The 19,066-nt window shown below is 50.6% G+C and carries 12 protein-coding genes and 2 pseudogenes; 3 read left to right on the top strand and 11 right to left on the bottom strand.

What is annotated here, in order from left to right:
* Window positions 1-26: 26 nt before the first annotated feature.
* From IPP74_08910 to IPP74_08895, 4 genes are all read right to left on the bottom strand, one after another.
* Entirely contained in the window at window positions 27-725 is a 699-nt protein-coding gene (locus IPP74_08910) for an anaerobic ribonucleoside-triphosphate reductase activating protein (GenBank protein ID MBL0319389.1), read from the bottom strand.
* Window positions 707-2,911 (bottom strand): ribonucleoside triphosphate reductase, encoded by a 2,205-nt coding sequence (locus tag IPP74_08905; GenBank protein ID MBL0319388.1) that lies wholly within the window; start codon window positions 2,909-2,911, stop codon window positions 707-709. Before IPP74_08905 ends, IPP74_08910 begins: the two co-directional genes overlap by 19 nt.
* A gap of 153 nt (window positions 2,912-3,064) precedes the next feature.
* On the bottom strand, window positions 3,065-4,501 hold the full coding sequence (locus tag IPP74_08900; GenBank protein MBL0319387.1) for an aminotransferase class V-fold PLP-dependent enzyme: 1,437 nt from the start codon (window positions 4,499-4,501) through the stop codon (window positions 3,065-3,067).
* A complete protein-coding gene (locus IPP74_08895) occupies window positions 4,494-5,672 on the bottom strand; it encodes an NnrS family protein (GenBank protein ID MBL0319386.1) in 1,179 nt (392 codons plus the stop codon). Before IPP74_08895 ends, IPP74_08900 begins: the two co-directional genes overlap by 8 nt.
* Before the next feature lie 136 nt (window positions 5,673-5,808).
* On the opposite strand from IPP74_08895, the gene IPP74_08890 reads away from it, so the two are divergent.
* Window positions 5,809-7,056: a hypothetical protein gene (locus IPP74_08890; GenBank protein MBL0319385.1), complete on the top strand. Its 1,248-nt coding sequence runs from the start codon at window positions 5,809-5,811 to the stop codon at window positions 7,054-7,056.
* Window positions 7,057-7,158: 102 nt separating this feature from the next.
* On the opposite strand, the gene IPP74_08885 is transcribed toward IPP74_08890, so the two are convergent.
* From IPP74_08885 to IPP74_08855, 7 genes and pseudogenes are all read right to left on the bottom strand, one after another.
* Complete coding sequence (locus IPP74_08885) at window positions 7,159-7,629, bottom strand: peptidyl-prolyl cis-trans isomerase (GenBank protein MBL0319384.1); 471 nt, start codon at window positions 7,627-7,629, stop codon at window positions 7,159-7,161.
* Window positions 7,630-7,631: 2 nt separating this feature from the next.
* Entirely contained in the window at window positions 7,632-8,321 is a 690-nt protein-coding gene (gene narI / locus IPP74_08880; protein ID MBL0319383.1) for a respiratory nitrate reductase subunit gamma, read from the bottom strand.
* Window positions 8,318-9,040 (bottom strand): nitrate reductase molybdenum cofactor assembly chaperone, encoded by a 723-nt coding sequence (gene narJ, locus IPP74_08875; protein ID MBL0319382.1) that lies wholly within the window; start codon window positions 9,038-9,040, stop codon window positions 8,318-8,320. The genes narI and narJ overlap by 4 nt, the downstream gene beginning before the upstream one ends.
* Window positions 9,027-10,555: pseudogene (gene narH / locus IPP74_08870) on the bottom strand (nitrate reductase subunit beta). The gene narJ and the pseudogene narH overlap by 14 nt, the downstream one beginning before the upstream one ends.
* 4 nt (window positions 10,556-10,559) lie before the next feature.
* A pseudogene (locus IPP74_08865) lies at window positions 10,560-14,349 on the bottom strand (nitrate reductase subunit alpha).
* Between the two features lie 93 nt (window positions 14,350-14,442).
* The gene (locus IPP74_08860) at window positions 14,443-15,756 is read right to left on the bottom strand and encodes a NarK family nitrate/nitrite MFS transporter (GenBank protein MBL0319381.1); all 1,314 of its coding nucleotides are present in this window, start codon (window positions 15,754-15,756) and stop codon (window positions 14,443-14,445) included.
* A 24-nt stretch (window positions 15,757-15,780) separates the two neighbouring features.
* Window positions 15,781-17,097, bottom strand: coding sequence for a NarK/NasA family nitrate transporter (locus IPP74_08855; GenBank protein MBL0319380.1), 1,317 nt, complete (start codon window positions 17,095-17,097; stop codon window positions 15,781-15,783).
* 131 nt (window positions 17,098-17,228) lie between these two features.
* Between IPP74_08855 and hemN the strand changes: the two genes are divergently transcribed.
* Both hemN and IPP74_08845 read left to right on the top strand, forming a co-directional pair.
* Window positions 17,229-18,623: an oxygen-independent coproporphyrinogen III oxidase gene (gene hemN, locus IPP74_08850; GenBank protein MBL0319379.1), complete on the top strand. Its 1,395-nt coding sequence runs from the start codon at window positions 17,229-17,231 to the stop codon at window positions 18,621-18,623.
* A gap of 16 nt (window positions 18,624-18,639) precedes the next feature.
* A complete protein-coding gene (locus tag IPP74_08845; GenBank protein ID MBL0319378.1) occupies window positions 18,640-19,059 on the top strand; it encodes a hemerythrin domain-containing protein in 420 nt (139 codons plus the stop codon).
* Window positions 19,060-19,066: the final 7 nt, after the last annotated feature.

The following is a 19,066-nucleotide window of genomic DNA, read 5'->3' as shown; positions in this document are numbered from 1 at the left end:
TACAATTTATTGGCTAACTGCCCCGTTTAGAAATTACGGGTGCTGAGTATAAAAGAAGACTTAGAAAGGCGTGATAAATCAAAGCTAGCGAACGGGCTTCCGATGTTTCCCAACGTTTTACCAGGGCGAAAATTCTGCAGGTAATAGGCGCCCTTGAAGCCCACATCTTCCAGGCGGCGAATGATGGCGTTAATATCCTCCTCGTCGAGCAGATCGGCATGGACGGTGGTGCGCACTTCCAACCCCACTCCGGAGGCAACGAGCAGCGCAAGCGAGCGGTCGAAGGATGCGTAGCCGTCATACCCCGTGATGCTAGAGAACAAATCGGCTGGTGCCTTAAAGTCGAGTGCTACATAATCAATCAGACCTGCACCCAACATCTGAGCCAACATGTCGGGATTAGTGCCGTTGGTATCCACCTTAATTTTATAGCCGAGCGACTTAAGATAGCCTGCGAATTCTGGAAGCTGGGTACTCATCATGCACTCGCCGCCCGATAGCACTACGCCTTCGAGCAGGCCTTTGCGTGATTCCAAAAACTCGACCACCTGCTGTGCAGGCAATTTGGCCAGCTCTCCCTTCACCAACTCAGGATTATGGCAATAGCTGCATGCCATGTTGCACCCAGAGAACCACAAAATACAGGCAGTATGCTCAGGGTAATCCTGAAAAGTGAAGGGAGTAATGCTCGTGATAGGGAGCTTGTTTAATGCCCGCTGCAACACGCGTTCTCCGTGGTGAAGAGTGGAAGGTGCGGTGCATTTTCTTTGAAATGCTTGCGCTCCTTATGCTCGCCTTTTTTGCCGAGGTTGAAGCTCGCCACCGGGCGGTGGTAACCCATCACCCGCGTCCACACCAGCGTCTCCTTGCCGCAATCGGGGCAATGGGCCTGTTCGCCGGTGAGGTAGCCATGGGTTTCGCAGACGGAGAACACCGGTGTGATGGTGATGTAAGGCAAACGGTAATTTTCTATCACCTTCCGCACCAGCCGTTTACACGCTTCGCCTGAGGAAATCTTTTCGCTCATGTAAAGATGCAGCACTGTGCCGCCTGTGTATTTACACTGCAGTTTGTCCTGCAGGTTTAGGGCCTCGAACGGGTCTTCGGTATAGCCCACTGGGATCTGCGTGGAGTTGGTGTAGTAGATGTTCTCCTCGCAGCCCGCTTGGGTAATAGCGTCGCCATAGGCCTTGCGGTCTTCCTTAGCAAAACGGTAGGTCGTGCCTTCCGCTGGCGTAGCTTCGAGATTATACAGATGGCCTGTTTCTTCCTGAAACTTTTTCAGCTCCACCCGCATCGTGTCGAGAATATCCAAACACATCTTCGCGCCGCGCTCGTCGGTAATGTCATAGGCATCGCCGGTGAAGTTGCGCACCATCTCGTTCATACCATTCACGCCAATCGTGCTGAAATGGTTGCGCAGATGTGGCAGGTAGCGACGCGTGTAGGGGAACAGGCCACGATCATACATTTCCTGAATGAATACGCGCTTTTTCTCCAGCGTCGATTTTGCAAGCTCCATCAGACGCTCGGTTTCGGCGATCAAACCTGGCAGGTCGCCTTTGAAACGATATCCAAGCCGAGCCATGTTTAACGTCACCACACCGATGGAACCCGTCATCTCCGCCGAGCCGAACAGGCCGTTGCCGCGTTTCATCAACTCACGCAGATCAAGCTGCAAACGGCAGCACATGCTGCGCACCGCGTGCGGCGCATAGGCATCGGGGTTTTGTACCTTTTCACCTACCTCATTCAGCATATACTGGCTGCCGATGAAGTTCTGGAAATAGGAGCTACCGATTTTGGCCGTGTTCTCAAACAGCGCTTTGGCAACGGGGCTGTCCCAGTTGAAATCTTCCATCACGTTGACGGTTGGAATCGGGAATGTAAACGGCTGCCCGTGCGAATCGCCCTCGGTCATGACCTCATAATAGGCGATAACGATCTGTTCCATCTCCGGCTGAAAATGTTTGTACGTCATGTCTTCGAGGTTGGTGACGCCACGTTTAGCTGCTTCCGCCAGAATTTCGAGATCATCGATATCACGGAACAGGTGAATGCAATTAGCGGTCGGGAAATTATCGCGCAAATCTGGTGGCACGGTAATGTCGAGCGTGATGTTGGTAAATGGGCTTTGCCCCCAACGCGCCGGAACATTCAGGTTATAGACGAACTGGCGAATGGCCTTTTTGATTTCGACGAAGGGAAGTTTGTCTTTGAACACATAGGGCGCAAGGTAGGTATCGAACGAGCTGAAGGCCTGTGCACCCGCCCATTCGGATTGGAGAATACCGAGGAAATTCGCCATCTGCCCCAGTGCTTCACGGAAATGTTTGGGTGCACGGCTGGAAACTTTGCCTGCTACGCCGTTGAAGCCCTCATCGAGCAGCGCACGCAGGCTCCAGCCCGCACAGTATCCCGTAAGGCAGTCAAGATCATGGATATGGTAATCCGCGCGGCGATGTGCCTGACCTTCTTCGGGCGAATAGACATTATCGAGCCAGTAATTGGCGATAATCTTGCCTGCCGAGTTATTGATTAGCCCCGCATTGCTGTAAGCGGTGTTCGCATTGGCATTGACCCGCCAATCCTGCTGCAAAATATATTCCTCAACCGCCTGTTTGCAGCTCACCAGCGTGTCCTGTGCGGTGGCACGGTTGCGGTTCAGGATGAATGACTTAAGGGTTTTAACGTAACCTGCTGCTGCCAACTCGTCCTCGATCACGCTTTCCATCGCGCTGTCAGCCAGCGCTTCTTTCGAGGTAGAAAGTAACGACATGAACGCATCGAAACTGCCTTCGCCCGATGCCGCAAATGCCTCCTTCAGGCTCGCATGCACCGAGAGTGAAAATACATTCGGCTTCTGCGTAGCGGGCTGTAGAGTACGCGGCAATTGGGTGGTATTAGGCATAAGTGTTGCAGTTTCGGTTAGTTGCATAGAATCCTCCTGTTCTGACTATATATTGGTGCTTTAGGCAAAAGCGATACTACATCTAGTGTTTAATGGGTGCATTTGACCCAGATCAAGTTCTCTAAAAAAGGGATAAACAGTGTGACATTTCCTCTAAGATATTGGTTTGACTTTGATATGATCGCCGAAGGATTTCAGCATCCCGACCGTGCCGGTTAAGTCGTCATGGCTGGTGCGGGGGTTGATCGTGCACATGCGCAGCACATGTTTGCCACCGAGGATGGTTGGGCTGAGCATCGCATAGCCGGAATAGATAATCTCCTGCGCGATGCGATTATTCAGTTCGTTCAGTGCCGATTCATCCAGCCCATCCAGACGATAACGGAAGGTGATGATACCCAGCTGCGCGGGCGTGATGATTTCCCAGCAGTGCTCTTTTCGCAGTAGTGACTCGACATATTCGGCGTTTTCTATGCCTTTGGTGATGGCCGCGCGGAACGCCTCTACCCCGAAGGCTTTGAGCGATAACCACAGCTTGAGCGCGCGGAATCCGCGTGTAAGCTGCACACCATAATCACAGAAATTAATCTGCTCGGCGCATTGCTCGTTGAGCTTCAGATATTCCGCTGAGAAGCGGAAGGTGTTTTTTAGATGCTCGCGGTTCCGCACCAGCACACAGCCGATTTCATAGGGCTGGAACATCCATTTATGTGGGTCAATGCCCAACGAATCAGCAAGTTCGATACCCTCCAGCGCCTTGTAGCCACGCTCGGTGATAGCCGCGCTGCCGCCATAGGCACCATCCACATGCAGCCATAGGCCTTCGGCTTTGCAAAATGCGGAGAGTTCCTTGATAGGATCGGCAGCACCAGCGTTGGTCGTTCCAGCATTGGCTACCACGCAGAACGGCACCAGCCCTTGCAGACGATCCGCCGCGATCTGCTGGCGCAAACTATCTAGCGAAAGGCGGAAGGTTGCGTCAGAGGCAATCTTACGAAGTTGAAACTGTTGGAAACCGAGAATCTTGAGGCCTTTAGCTACGGATGAATGGGTTTGATCGGAGAAATACACCGTGGCGTTGGTGGTATTGCCCGCCAACATCACATGCCGCGCTACCGCCAGGCCCGTCATGTTCGCCATCGAGCCGCCGCTGACGAATAACCCGCCTGCATCTTGCGGAAAGCGGAATAATTCGCGCAGCCATTCAATGGTGGTGACCTCGATTTGTGCTACGCCGGACGGGCCGATAAATGCACCGCTAAAGACGTTAAACGAGGACGCAATCGCATCCGCCATCGCGCTTACAAAATTGCTCGGCCCAGGCACGAATGCGAAATAACGCGGATGATCCAGATGCGTCATCTGGTCAAACACATGGGTTTTAAGCTGCGTGAGTAGCTTATCGACAGGTACCGCTTGCGTAGGCATCGGCTCGTGCAAGCCTTCAGTGATATACTTCAGCGTGGATGGTGTGGTAACGGGTAAATCTTTAAGACCAGTGAAATGATCGACAATCAGGCCAAATACCTTTTCGGCCATAAGGCGCATTTCGTTTTCGGGTAGTGTCAGGAGTGGTATTTGATTATCCATCCTTCCCATCCAGTCTTGGGCGGAGTAGAATGGGCGTGTAAATCATCACAAAAATACCGTAGGCCATTACCCAGCATAGAGCCGCGAGCTGAAAGCCCGTCATCGTATCCATGGGCAGGCACCAGCTAAACACCCGAAGGAATGCCGCCAGATTAATCGCCACAAATGCAACGTGCATGGCTTTACCGATCTCCAAAGGCCTGCCGCTATGCCCCAGCGATACCCGCGCGATCATACCGAGAATCAGTATGCCCATTGCACCGGCGGTCAAGCTATGCGTGGCAAAGGCCGAAGGAACAGAAAGCCTCATCAGCACCGCTGCTTTGGCAAAGAAGCTGAAGATCAGCCAGATATAGCCCACATGAAGCACCCATAACAGCGGAATGCCCAAGGTTTTAACTGTCTGCCATGTACTAAAACGCCAGAGATTCACCACGCCCGCTGCGATAAAAAGCACATAAAGCCATGGCGCATCGGGTATGATGACGTTGCACAAAACAGCCAATAGAGTGCATACTATTGTTAGCTTCTCAATACGCGCCGTGCGCGTGATGCTGATATTTAATCGTCGCTCAGTGAAGAATGGAATCACCCGCCCGCCAATCAGCGTCATCATGATGGTCACAACGCCTAACCCTAAGCGAATACCTGCATCGGCATAGTCGCTATGCGTGAGTGCAGATGCCAGCGCAAAGAGCAATAGCAACACAATAAATCCGTAGTTACGCTTGTTGTTTGAACGTATCAGCGCAGGCGCAATCGCAAGCGCACAGCCCACGAAAAAGCTGGCATCTACCACCATCACCAGAGTTTCAGGCAAGGATGTGGATATAAAAACACATACGCGACCGGCGCACCATATCCCCGTGAGAGCAGCTAAACTTTTCCCTTTCACGGTGGGAAGTCCTGTCCAGTTTGGCACTGCTGTCAGCAAAAATCCCGCAACAATCGCACCCACAAAACCAAACAGCATCTCATGTCGATGCCACTCCACCATATCCCACCTACTGGGCAGATGAGTTGCCATACCGCTAATCAGCATTATGAAATAGCCGAGCACCAACAGCCCGCAAATGCTGCCAAGCAGAAAGAATGGCCGAAAGCCAAGCCGGAACAAGGCAAACCCTCGCAGCAGTGGTTGCTCAGGTTCAGAGATATTGATTAGGGTCATGTGCAGTACCTTCTATTATTGGAATCCGCAGTGATGCTAAGGCGAAATTTCTTAAAAACACTTGAGCCGGATCAATTTGCCACGCGCTTCCACACATTAAGTTTTTGCGCATGATTACACCTTCAATGAGGACAATATGACGAACCGCCGACTACTTTTAACAAGCGCACTTACCCTATGCATCGCCGCCAGCTTTCCTGCTTATGCGGCAGAGCCAACAGCTGTAAAAAGCGAGTTTGAAAAAGCGTTGATGGAGGGAAAGCCTCTGTTCCTGTCGCGCTACCGCTATGAGTATGTCGATCAGGACGGACTGCCGGAAGACGCGCACGCGCACACATTGGTCACACGGCTTGGCTATGAAACCGGTGCCTATAAAGATTTCTCGGCACTCATTGAATTTGAGCATCTGGAGAGTTTGGGGACGGAACGCTTCAACGACAGCATTAACGGCAAAACGCGCTACCCTGTCGTTGTTGATCCGGAAGATACCAATCTCAACCGGCTGATGCTGACCTATGCAGGCCTTCCAGATACCAAGGCTATTCTGGGGCGGCAAACGATTGTTCTTGATAATCAGCGATTTGTTGGCGGCATTGCATGGCGGCAGAACGACCAGACCTTCGATGCGCTCTCAGTATCCAACACCTCACTACCCGATACGACGCTGTATTACGCCTATGCTAATCAGGTCAATCGTGTGCAGGGTACAAATTCTCCTGTCGGCGTATGGGATGATAGCCATATTCACCTGATCAATGCCTCCTACACAGGGCTGCCTTATGGTAGGCTGGTGGGGTATAGTTACCTGCTGGATATTCCTGATTCTGCCGCCTTATCGAGTGCCACCTATGGTGCGCGGTTTGAAGGCAAACAGGCCATAGACAAAGCATTCACGGGATTATTATCGCTCGAATACGCTCATCAGGTCGACTACGCAAATAACCCGAACAACACGAGTTTTAACTACTATATGATCGAGCCAGGTATTGCCTTTGGCCAATGGAAGATCTTAGGTCAGTATGAGCGAATCGAAGGAGATGGCAGCAATGCGATGCAGTTTGCCATCGGCACCAACCATGCGTTTGATGGCTGGGTGGATAAGTTCCTGACGACACCTGCGAATGGCCTCATCGATATGAACATCGCAGTCAATTACACCGTTGCTTCCGAGCAGAAATGGCTGAATGGAACGCGTGCGATGGTGCGTTATCATGATTTCAGGGCAGAAAAAGGCGATGCGCACTACGGCAATGAGTGGAACTTATTCTTTGAGCAAACGATTGAATCGCACTACACCATCGGCATGCAGGCTGGCCATTACGAGGCCGATAACTTCTCAACCGATACCACCAAAATCATGCCGTATGTTCAGGTGAAGTTTTAGGCGTTAGCGATTCAGCACTTCATTGCGTGTGCTGCCCGCAATCGCGATTACTTGCGCGATCAGATGCTCGGCAATACCAAGTCCTGCAACGTGCTTTGTAAATTAATTCACCAGAGGACTGGTGGCACGCTCAAGCGTAATACCAGCAATGCTTGCTTGTCCAGCTAGTATCTTCACGTAGTGTTTCATTGCCTGTTGCTCGCTACATTCCTGTAGATATTCTGCAATCGATTCCCGCACGGCAGCAAACGGCACCACATTGCCAGCCTGATCTCTGAATACCGAAGGATTGCGCTGATAGTAACGCTCGCATTCTTCGTCAGTCGGTGTGGGCACGGTTATTTCCTGCTCAAGCAATCTGTTTACCAGATATTCGCGTGTAAGCTCAGCATCGTCCTGCTCGACAGGAGGCGTGATGCCAAGCCGCATCGCCTCCTGACAGAAAAGCTCACGAATGGTGAGTGCGAGCGCCGCCTGATATTGTGCCTCTTCGACGGTTTCAGAGGGGTGGTATTGCATTTCAGCAAACACCTCATCGTCGGTGATTTCTATTTTATTCACAAATACGGGCATGATTATCTCCTCGCTGCGCGGCTACGCACCACCTGATAAGGGCGCCAGACATAACGCACGGGTGCGCTTAAAATATGTACTAAGCGGGTGAATGGAAAGAGGAAGAAAATGAACATCCCCAAAATCAAATGCGCTTTGTAAGGCCAAGCCAGCGGCTCAATCAACTCCGGATGTGCGCCCTGGAAGGTGATGATACTCTGGCACCACTGCGAGAGTGCCATCATCACGCTGCCATCTGAATGGCCGAGTGAGTATGGAATTGTCGCCAACCCAAGCGAAAGCTGCACCCAAAGGATAACAAGAATTGCCACGTCTGCCGGTGCGCTGGTCACGCGTACACGCGCTACAAATAATCTCCGGAAACACAGAATAGTGAGGCCGATAAAACAGATCGTCCCGAAAATCCCACCCATCACAATCGCCACCATCTGCTTATTCTCTGCGCTGATGACGTGATGATATAAGCTGTGCGGTGTCAGCAGGCCGACGAGATGCCCAAAAAACAGGAAAATCACGCCGATATGAAACAGGATATTGCCGACACGCAGGCCTTTATCCCCCATGATTTGGCTAGAGGATGCGCGCCATGAATATGGCTCGCGGTCATAACGGATGACTGTGCCAAGCACCATCACCACCAGCACGATGTAGGGCAACATGCCAAAGAAAAACTCATGAAAGAAAGTAATCATATCCGTTGCTCCATTACTTGCGGCTTCCCGCCACCACATCCACCACTGCTACAGCTACCGCCACCACAACCTCCCGCTTTATCGGCCCCCGATTGTGGTGGGGCAGCACCCATAAACTCTATTGGTTTTTCTTCCCATTCTTTATCAAGCGCTGCAAAATCAATAGTCTCAGGGCGTGGCCGCAGAGTAACTTTTGCAGGCTCTTTGCCCATCAGGCGTATCAGGCTGTCCAAAATTACATGATGGTAGCTTCCTCGCTCTGCCAGTCGTTTCGATAAAGCTTCAATAACATGCAGCGGATCACCAAGCATGTCGATTGCCTCGTGATTCGGAAGCGTTGAGATAAACTCCAAAAATGCTGGCAGATAATCGGGAAGCTCGCTCGCCCCCAGTTCAAAGCCATGCTCTTTATACAGCTCAGCCAGATCAACCATCGCCTGCCCACGGTCACGCGATTCGCCGTGTACATGCTCAAACAAATGCAAAGACAGGGAACGTACGCGATCAAAGGCATCGACATATGCTTCCTGCAGATCAAATAGATCGCTTGCTGCTGCTTGCTGTGCAAAAGCGTAAATGGCGGCGCGATCTTTAGGCCTTAAGATTGCCTCTCTATCTATAAAATCAGCAAGATCGACAATACCGTCCTGCCACTCCTGAGTTGGATAACAAAGCATAATTCCTAGCGCTTTGAAGGTAAGCGAATTAGCTGCTGGCATGGGTGCCTCCGAATAGGTTTTTACGTTTTGGTTTACTAAACATGTTGTAATCATTGCCGCCACTGTTACAGCCATCGCCGAACGAGAAGCCGCAACCAGAGCGCACATCAAATGCCGACATCGCATATTCCTTGTGCGAAGTGGGGATGACGTAGCGATCTTCGTAATTGGCAATCGCCATGTAACGGTACATTTCCTCAACCATGGCTTCGCTCGTATTGGTTTGCTTGAGCACTTCAGTGTTGGCGACCCCATCGACGTGACGCGAGCGCATGTACGCACGCATTGCCAGCATCCGTTCAAGTGCATCTTCGACAGGTTTTTCTTTACCTGCTGTCAGCAAGTTCGCGAGATACGTCACTGGAATACGTAGCGATTTCACATCAGGAATCATGCCATTCATGCCCATGTCACCACTTTCTGCAGCATTCTGAATGGGCGAAAGCGGCGGGATATACCATACCATCGGTAGGGTGCGGTATTCCGGATGCAATGGGAATGCAATCTTCCATTCCATTACCATTTTATAGACGGGGGAACGTCTGGCCGCCTCCATCCAGCTATCAGGAATCCCCTCGGCTTTCGCGGCAGCAATCACTTCGGGATCATTTGGATCAAGGAACATATTTAGCTGCGCCTGATACAAATCTTTCTCATCTTCGGTGCTTGCAGCTGCCTCAATCTTATCCGCATCATAGAGTAGTACGCCCAGATAACGGATACGTCCGACGCAGGTTCCGAGCATACGGTTGGCTCACCCGCTTCAATACGCGGATAACAGAAGGTACATTTTTCTGACTTGCCAGACTCCCAGTTGAAGTAGATTTTTTTATACGGGCATGCCGAAACGCACATGCGCCAACCACGACACTTATCCTGATCGATAAGCACAATGCCATCTTCCTCGCGCTTATAGATCGAACCTGATGGGCACGCAGCAACGCAGGTAGGATTTAGGCAATGTTCGCACAAACGAGGCAAATACATCATGAAGGTATTCTCGAACTGACCGTACATTTCCTTCTGCACGTTCTCGAAATTGTAATCCTTGCTGCGATGCTCGAATTCGCCACCCAAAATTTCTTCCCAGTTTGGACCACCCACAATCTTATCCATTTTCTTGCCAGTAATCACCGATACGGGTTGGGCAGAAGGCATGGTTTTCGATTCCGGTGATTTTTGTAAATGCTCGTAATCGAAGGTGAATGGCTCATAGTAATCATCGATAGATGGCATATTCGGATTGGCGAAGATATTTGCCAAGCTGCGCCATCTGCCGCCCTGCTTGGGTTGTAGCTTACCATTTTTCTTACGCGTCCAGCCACCATTCCAGCGCTTCTGGTTTTCCCAGTCTTTCGGATAACCAATACCAGGCTTGGTTTCAACGTTGTTGAACCACGCATATTCAACACCACGCCGCGAGGTCCATACGTTTTTGCAGGTGACCGAACAGGTGTGGCAACCGATGCATTTGTCCAGATTGAGGACTTTACCGATTTGTGCTCTTACTCTCATTGCCTTATGCTCCCTGTTTGCCAAGTGCGGTTTGCTCTAAGCGCGGTATCTCGCCGTGGAAGAGCTTGTCGCCATAGCTGTCTTCGTTCATCCATTCCACCTTATCCATTTTGCGTAGCACAATGAACTCGTCGCGGTTACTTCCTACTGTTCCGTAATAGTTAAAGTCATACGAAAGTTGAGCATACCCGCCGATCATATGGGTGGGTTTCAGCACTGTACGCGTTACAGAGTTATGAATACCACCCCGTGCCCCGGTGATTTCACTACCAGGTACGTTTACGATTTTCTCCTGCGCGTGATACATCATCATCATACCTTCAGGCACACGCTGACTGACCACTGCTCGAGCGGTCAATGCGCCGTTAGCATTATAGGCTTCCACCCAATCGTTATCGATGACGCCGATTTTTTTTGCATCGATTTCCGAAACCCATACAATTGGTCCACCACGCGATAGCGTTAACATCAGCAAATTGTCAGTATAGGTCGAGTGAATACCCCATTTTTGGTGTGGCGTAATGAAGTTGAGTACAATCTGTTTGCGGCCTTTGCCGAACTTCTGGCTGACCTCATCAGTAGTTTTCAAATCCACAGGTGGTTTGTAGGTGCACAGCTGCTCGCCAAATGCACGCATCCATGCATGATCTTGATAAAGCTGCTGACGACCTGTCAGTGTGCGCCATGGAATCAACTCGTGCACGTTAGTATATCCCGCCGTGTAGCTCACATGTTCAGATTCAATGCCACTCCATGTCGGTGATGAGATGATTTTACGCGGCTGCGCCTGAATATCGCGGTAGCGGATTTTTTCATCTTGTCGTGTTTCAGCAAGATGGACATGATTCCGACCAGTTGCTTCGCCAAGCGATTTCCATGCTTTCACTGCAACTTCGCCGTTGGTTTCAGGTGCAAGCATCATGATAGTTTCGGCAGCATCAATGGCCGTTTCAATACGCGGCAATCCTTTGCTGATTCCATCTTCCGTGACCGTATAATTCAGCTCTGCAAGCTGCTTAAGCTCATGCTCCGTATTCCACGACACCCCTTTGCCGCCATTGCCGAGTTTGGCGAGCATTGGCCCTAGCGAGGTGAATTTCTTATAAGTATTTGGATAATCCCTCTCTACCAGATGTATGCTTGGCATGGTTTTGCCTGGAATGGGTTCACACTCACCACGCATCCAGTCTTTTACATCCAGACCTTGTGCGATTTCGTTTTGTGTATCGTGCTTGATGGGGTTGAGAACTACATCGTGCTCGACTCCCAGATGCCCCACGCAGACTTCAGAGAATTTCTTTGCAATCCCTTTATAAATATCCCAATCCGTACGTGACTCCCAGGCCGGATCAACTGCCGCAGAAAGCGGGTGAATGAAGGGATGCATATCCGATGTATTCAGGTCATGCTTTTCATACCATGTGGCGGTCGGCAGCACGATATCCGAATACATGCACGTGGTAGACATGCGGAAATCAAGTGTGACCAACAGGTCGAGTTTGCCTTCAGGGGCTTTATCATGCCAGACCACTTCCTTGCTCAGGCTTCTTCCTTCTTCGCCTAAATCCTTGCCCTGCACGCCATGTTGAGTGCCAAGCAGATGCTTGAGAAAATACTCATGCCCCTTACCGCTGGAGCCGAGAATATTGGAGCGCCAGACAAACATGTTGCGCGGCCAGTTTTGTGGTGCATCCGGGTCGTGGCAGGAAAGTTTCAGCTCGCCTGATTTCAATCCTTCCACTATCGCATCCGCTACAGGCACGCCTGATTGTTGAATGGATGCGCCAAGCTCAAGCGGGTTACGCTCCAACTGCGGGGCAGAAGGCAACCAGCCCATACGCTCGGACTTGGCATTGCAGTCAATGAAAGAAGCATTCTTCCACTCTGGATTATCTTCCAGCGGCGAAAGAATTTCTTCCATTTTAATTTTCTCATAGCGCCACTGATCCGTATGGGCATAGAAAAACGACGTTGAATTCTGTTGGCGCGGAGGACGGTTCCAATCGGTCGCAAATGCCAGCGGTGCCCAGCCCGTTTGCGGGCGGAGCTTTTCTTGGCCGACATAGTGACTCCAGCCACCACCCGACTTGCCAATGCACCCGCACATCACTAGCATATTGATGATGGAACGATAATTCATATCCATGTGATACCAATGGTTCATCGCCGCACCGATAATCACCATCGATTTGCCATGGGTTTTATGCGCATTCTCAGCGAATTGACGCGCGACATTGATGACATGCTCCCGTTTAACACCGGTAATATGTTCTTGCCATGCAGGTGTGTACGGCAAGTCATCATCGAATGATGTTGCCACATTTCCACCACCCAGCCCGCGATCCACACCGTAATTGGCAATAAACAGATCGTAACAAGTGGTGATCAGGGCTTCGCCGTCTTTTAGTTGCATTCTGACGACGGGAATATTGCGCTCTAAGATACTGGCGTGATCGGTCGAATTAAAATGCTCATGCTCCAGATTTCCGAAATATGGAAAAGCAGCACTCGCCACCTCGCGCTTGCTATGCTCCATGAGCGATAGCAGTGGCCACAATTCCTCGCCCGTCACTTCGTCTTTTGATTCCAGGTTCCATTTTCCTTTTTGACCCCAGCGCGAGCCGATGGTGCCGTTGGGGATACGCACTTTTTCCCCATGACCACACACAACCACTGGTTTCCATTCAGGATTATTATCTGTGCCCATATTGCCTTCAAAATCAGAGGCGCGAATCATGCGTTCTGGAACCAGATAACCCTCTTTGTTTTTTACAAGTCGCACTAAAAACGGCATGTCCGTGTACATGCGGCAATAATCGTCGAAATAATCGCTTTTGCCTTTCACATGCCACTCACTGGCAATCACATGCCCCATCGCCATCGCCATCGCCGCATCGGTTCCCTGCTTGGGGTGCAGCCAGAGATCACAAAGTTTGGCAACTTCGGAATAATCGGGCGTTACGGCCACGGTTTTTGCGCCTTTGTAGCGTACCTCCGTGAAAAAGTGGGCATCGGGCGTGCGCGTTTGCGGCACGTTGGAACCCCAGGCAATAATAAAGTTGGAATTATACCAATCGGCGGATTCCGGCACATCGGTTTGCTCGCCCCATGTTTGCGGGCTTGCAGGAGGCAGATCGCAATACCAGTCATAAAAGCTCATGCACACGCCGCCAATCAGCGACAAGTAGCGTGAGCCAGCGGCATATGAAACCATGGACATGGCAGGAATAGGCGAGAAGCCAATGATACGGTCGGGCCCATGTTTTTTTGCGGTGTACACGTTAGCAGCAGCGATGATCTCATTCACCTCATCCCAATCGGTGCGTACAAATCCACCAAGTCCGCGCACTTTCTGATAGGATTTGCGGGTTTGCTCATTCCCGACAACGGCTGCCCATGCATTCACTGGGTCTTTCGCTATTTTCTTGGCATCGCGGTAGGCTTTCAGCAAGCGACTACGAATGAGCGGGTATTTCAAGCGGTTGGCGCTGTAGAGATACCAGGAATAGCTGGCACCACGCGAACAGCCACGCGGCTCATGATTAGGCATATCAGGACGGGTGCGCGGATAGTCCGTTTGCTGCGTTTCCCAGGTAACCAGACCATTTTTTACATAAATCTTCCAGCTGCACGAGCCCGTGCAATTCACGCCATGGGTGGAGCGAACAATTTTATCATGCTGCCAACGATCACGTAGGTGGCCCACCTGCGACTCCATCGGTGGTGATACCGGTGGCCCGCGAATGGCTCTCTTTCTGTTTGAAAAAGGTCAGCTTGTCGATTAAATAGCTCATATTGTGCCTTCCTCGGATGTTATGCTGCTGGATGTTAGGTGGCGAACTACCTTGGTGCGATTGATGTGGATCAACTTCGCTTTTTCATGAAATTTAGCATTTTACCTCGGCTCCTTTGCGGAAATACCAGATGTACGTCACAAACAGGCAGGTGATGTAATAACCGATAAAGCTCCACAGCGCGGTATCTGCAGCCCCTGTTGCTTCAATCGACCAGCCGAAGCATTTGGGCAGCACAAATGCGCCGTAAGCAGCAATGGCGGCGCTGAAGCCAAGCACTGGTGCTTTTTCCTTCGGCGGGAAAATTACCCCAATCATGCGGAAGACTGATCCGTTGGCGATACCTGTGGTGGTAAACAGCACCATAAAACAGGCAAAGAATCCTGCGAATTGTTTGGATTCCGGCTGGATGAAATGAATCACTCCAACGACCGCCGCAATCATGACAATCAGGTTCCAGAACGTGACCGATGCGCCGCTGGTTTTATCCGACATCCAGCCACCAATGGGGCGGATAAGCGCACCAAGCAATGGCCCGATGAACGCATAATCAAGCGGATTTACTTCCGTAAACTGCGTTTTAATGAGCAATGGAAACGCGGCGGCATAGCCAATAAAAGAGCCAAACGACATGACATAAAGCCATGTGGTGAGATACATATGCTTGCGTTTGAAAATGATAAGCTGCTCAGCCAGCGGCGTTTTTGCTGATTTCAAATTATCCATGCCAAACGCGGCGGCAAGTGTGCACAAGATGATTGGAATCACCCAGATGAATCCTGCATTCTGTAGCCATACGGTTTTGGTTGCGCCATCTGCAGCGGTCATGGTTTGCGAAGCACCACTAAGATCGCCAAATACACTGGCGCCGATTACCACGGGCACCAGAAATTGCAGTGCACTCACGCCGAGATTGCCAAGGCCAGCATTAAGGCCAAGGGCGGTACCTTGCGCCTTTTTCGGAAAGAAAAAGCTGATGTTTGACATGGAAGAAGAAAAGTTTCCGCCGCCAAAGCCACAAGCAAGCGCGAGTAGCAGCATGGTTTCATATGGCGTATTCTGGTCTTGAACGGCAATCCCAATACCAATGGCAGGAATCAGCAATGTGATGGTGCTCAGGACTGTCCAGTTACGCCCTCCGAAAATCGGCACCACAAACGAATAGATGATGCGCAGTGTGGCACCAGTTAAACCCGGAACCGCCGCCAACGTAAAAAGCTGCTCTTTCGTGAAATTGAACCCGACACTGTTGAGATTGACAGCCACCGCCGACCAGATCATCCATGTGGCGAACCCTAGAAAAAGACAGGGGATCGAAATCCATAAATTGCGGCGCGCAATTTTCTTGCCATGCTTTTCCCAGAAAGTGCTGTCTTCAGGGTTCCATTGTTCCAGTGGTTTTGACATAAAAAGCCTTTTTGGGTTGGAGGGTTACGAGTGCTTGGGTGCTACATCCAGCTCAGGCAGGAATTTCGGCCCACGCAGCTCAGGGTGTTGTTGTTTTTCCATCAGCATGATTGCGAAATGCATCCAGATAAGTGCTATCGATACCAGCACAAACAGCAGCATGAAGCAGCTTGTCCAGATATTGGTGAGATCGTTGAGAATACCGAATGCCAGGGGTAGAAAAAAGCCACCAAGCCCGCCGATCAGTCCGACAATACCAGCAACAGAGCCAACATTATCCGGATAGTAGACAGGAATATGTTTATAGACGGCAGCCTTGCCAAACGACATGAATAGACCCAACACGAATATGATCACTGTGAAGGGAACAACGCTAAGCCCTGTGCTGAACTCGATGTTTTCGCCGTTGATGCCGTGAATGACATAATCGGTGGATGGATAGCTGAGGATGAAACAACAGATGATGCAGACGGAGAATGTCCAGTACATCACTTTGCGTGCCCCGTATTTATCCGACATCCAGCCACCAATGGCACGGAAGGCAGAGGCAGCAATAGAAAAGCTGGCAGCCAACATACCTGCGACCTTGATGTCCAGCCCGTATGCGCCGACATAATAGCGCGGCATCCACAAAGCGAGTGCGACGAAAGCCCCGAATACGAAGAAATAATAAAGGGAGAACCGCCATACTTGCAGTTTTTTAAGTGGCGCAAGTGCCATTTTAGTGGTTTTTGCTGGTGCACCCGTTTTGCGGCGCTCTACCAGCTCAGGCTCATCTTTGGTCATCAGAAACCACAGGATAGTTGTCACTGCGAGCGCTATGGCCCAGATCTGCGCCACACTATGCCAGCCATAGGCGACCATGATAAAGGGTGCAGCAAATTTGGTGACGGCAGCACCGATATTTCCCATACCGAAAATGCCAAGCGCAATGCCTTGTCTATCTTTGCTGTACCATTTGGAGAGATAGGCAATGCCTACCACGAATGTGCCGCCTGAAAGCCCCATGCCGAGCGCCGTCACCAGCATCATTTCGTAGGTTTCTGCATAGGTGAGCATCCATGTGGAGGCCGCTGCACAAAGAGAAACAAGCAGCATCACTCTCCGACCGCCAAACTGATCTGCCCAGATACCTAAAAACAATCGCACCAATGATCCGGTAAGAATCGGTGTGCCAATCAATAAGCTGAACTGAGTGTCGTTCAGATTTAGCTCCTGCTTAATCTGAACGCCAATAATGGCAAATATAGTCCATACTGCAAAGTTCAGCGTGAACTCTAGTGTCGTGCTGTAAAGAGCCCGCTTCTGCTGGTTGGAAGGGATTGTTTTAAGATTAACCATAGAGACCTCACGACCTATTTGTGATGGCCTGAGACTGCTCTAACCCTAAAAAAACCTAATTGATCCGTATCAAGTATTTTTAACGAGGGATGCTTTTTAATCGGGTTGTGTCACGAAAATGAGGTTGATCTGTGTCAAGCCAAAATGGAATAGAAGCGGCGACTGAGTCCTTTGAAGCGCCTGAGAAAGCGCCAACATGGCTGGGGTTGCAAGCGCCGCGCTATACCAGTTATCCATCGGCGCAGCATTTTCATAGAGGCGTGAATACAGATCAGCATGCCGCATGGCTCTCATCCATAGATAAGAATCAGACAATCTCTGCCTATGTGCATATTCCATTTTGCCGAGAACTATGCTGGTTCTGTGGATGCCACACGAAGATGACCTACCGCGATGAACCGATAGAAAAATACGTGCGCATATTGCTGGATGAGATTGCACTGATTGGTGGTCACACCGCCGGAAAAGGCAAATTGAAGCAGATTCATTTTGGCGGCGGAAGCCCAAGCCTGCTGAACCAATCACAGTTAATGTCGATTTTATATGCGCTGGCATCAGCATTTGAGTTTTCGCCGCCTGGCGAACTAGCTATTGAGCTTGATCCGCGCACCACCAGCGAAGAAAAAATAGCGTTCTACGGCAGTCTTGGATTCACGCGCGTCAGCATGGGGATTCAGGACTTTGACCCAAAGGTGCAGAAAGCGGTGAATCGTATCCAATCATTTGAGATGGTGGCAGGATTAATGCAGCACCTGCATAACGCAGGTATTCATCAGATCAATACAGACTTGATTTATGGACTGCCTTACCAAACCGTGACCAGTTTCGAGCGTACATTGAAGCAAACGCTGTCGCTTGCACCATCACGCATTGCGCTCTTCTCCTACGCCCATGTACCGCATATGAAAAAGCATCAGCGCTTAATTGATGAACATGCGTTACCTGATGATCGCACGAAGCTCACGCTTTATCGGATGGCGACAGAGTTTTTACTAGCAAACGGCTACACAGCGATTGGTATCGACCATTTTGCGCGAGAAGATGACGCTCTGGCAGTTGCCGCGAACACTCATCGCATGCGGCGTAATTTTCAGGGCTACGTCACGGATACGACTGATATTCTGTTGGGCTTTGGCACTTCTGCCATCAGTCAGTTTCCAGCAGGCTACACCCAGAACTACAGCGCCACCCACGAATACAGCAAGCGTATTGAAGCAGAAGAGCTTGCGACATGTCGGGGCTGGAAGGCGGGCGCAGAGGATAGTTTCCGCAAAGAAATTATTGATACACTGATGTGCTACATGGAGGCCGATATAGGCCAGATTGCTGCGCGTCATGGTCTCGATGCCAACATCTGCGCGCGCGAGCTAACATTGCTGCAGGAATGTGCCTACAGCGATATTGCACATACAAAGGGAAACCTTGTGCAGATCGCCACACCGTATCGCATGGCATCGCGCGCAGTAGCGGCGGTATTTGATCAGTATCAACTGCCAGACTCGGCACGTTATTCGAGAGTATCCTAGCTATGGAGAAACCCACATGAAAAACTTGGAAAGATTTCGTCATGAGCATGCCGAGATATTAGGAGTAGCCTATGAGATTCGCCATCTGCTGCAACCCAATCATGTATCAAAAAATGCTGGCATGCTACATGCGCTCCTTGCTCAATTGACGCGAAAAACGCTGGCGCATTTGCTGCATGAAGACCGAAGTGTCTATCAGGAGCTTTTGCTCAGTGAACATGAGCCCACAAGAATGCTCGCCAGAAATCATGTGCAAAGCATGGGTTGTTTTGCCGATGGCTTAAAAAACTATCTGCATCACTGGCCCGACACGCAGATTCTAAAGCGCAAACCAAAACAGTTCTGTGAACAGACTGAGGCGCTGATTGCCGATCTTGAGCGCCGCATTGATCATGAAGAGCGTGGGGTGTATCCTTTTTCTGAGGTCATGGCATGAACCGCAG

It is taken from the genome of Alphaproteobacteria bacterium (assembly GCA_016722515.1).
In the GTDB taxonomy this organism is placed as follows: domain Bacteria; phylum Pseudomonadota; class Alphaproteobacteria; order Rickettsiales; family JADKJE01; genus JADKJE01.
This window is presented reverse-complemented; position numbering and strand designations above follow the sequence as displayed.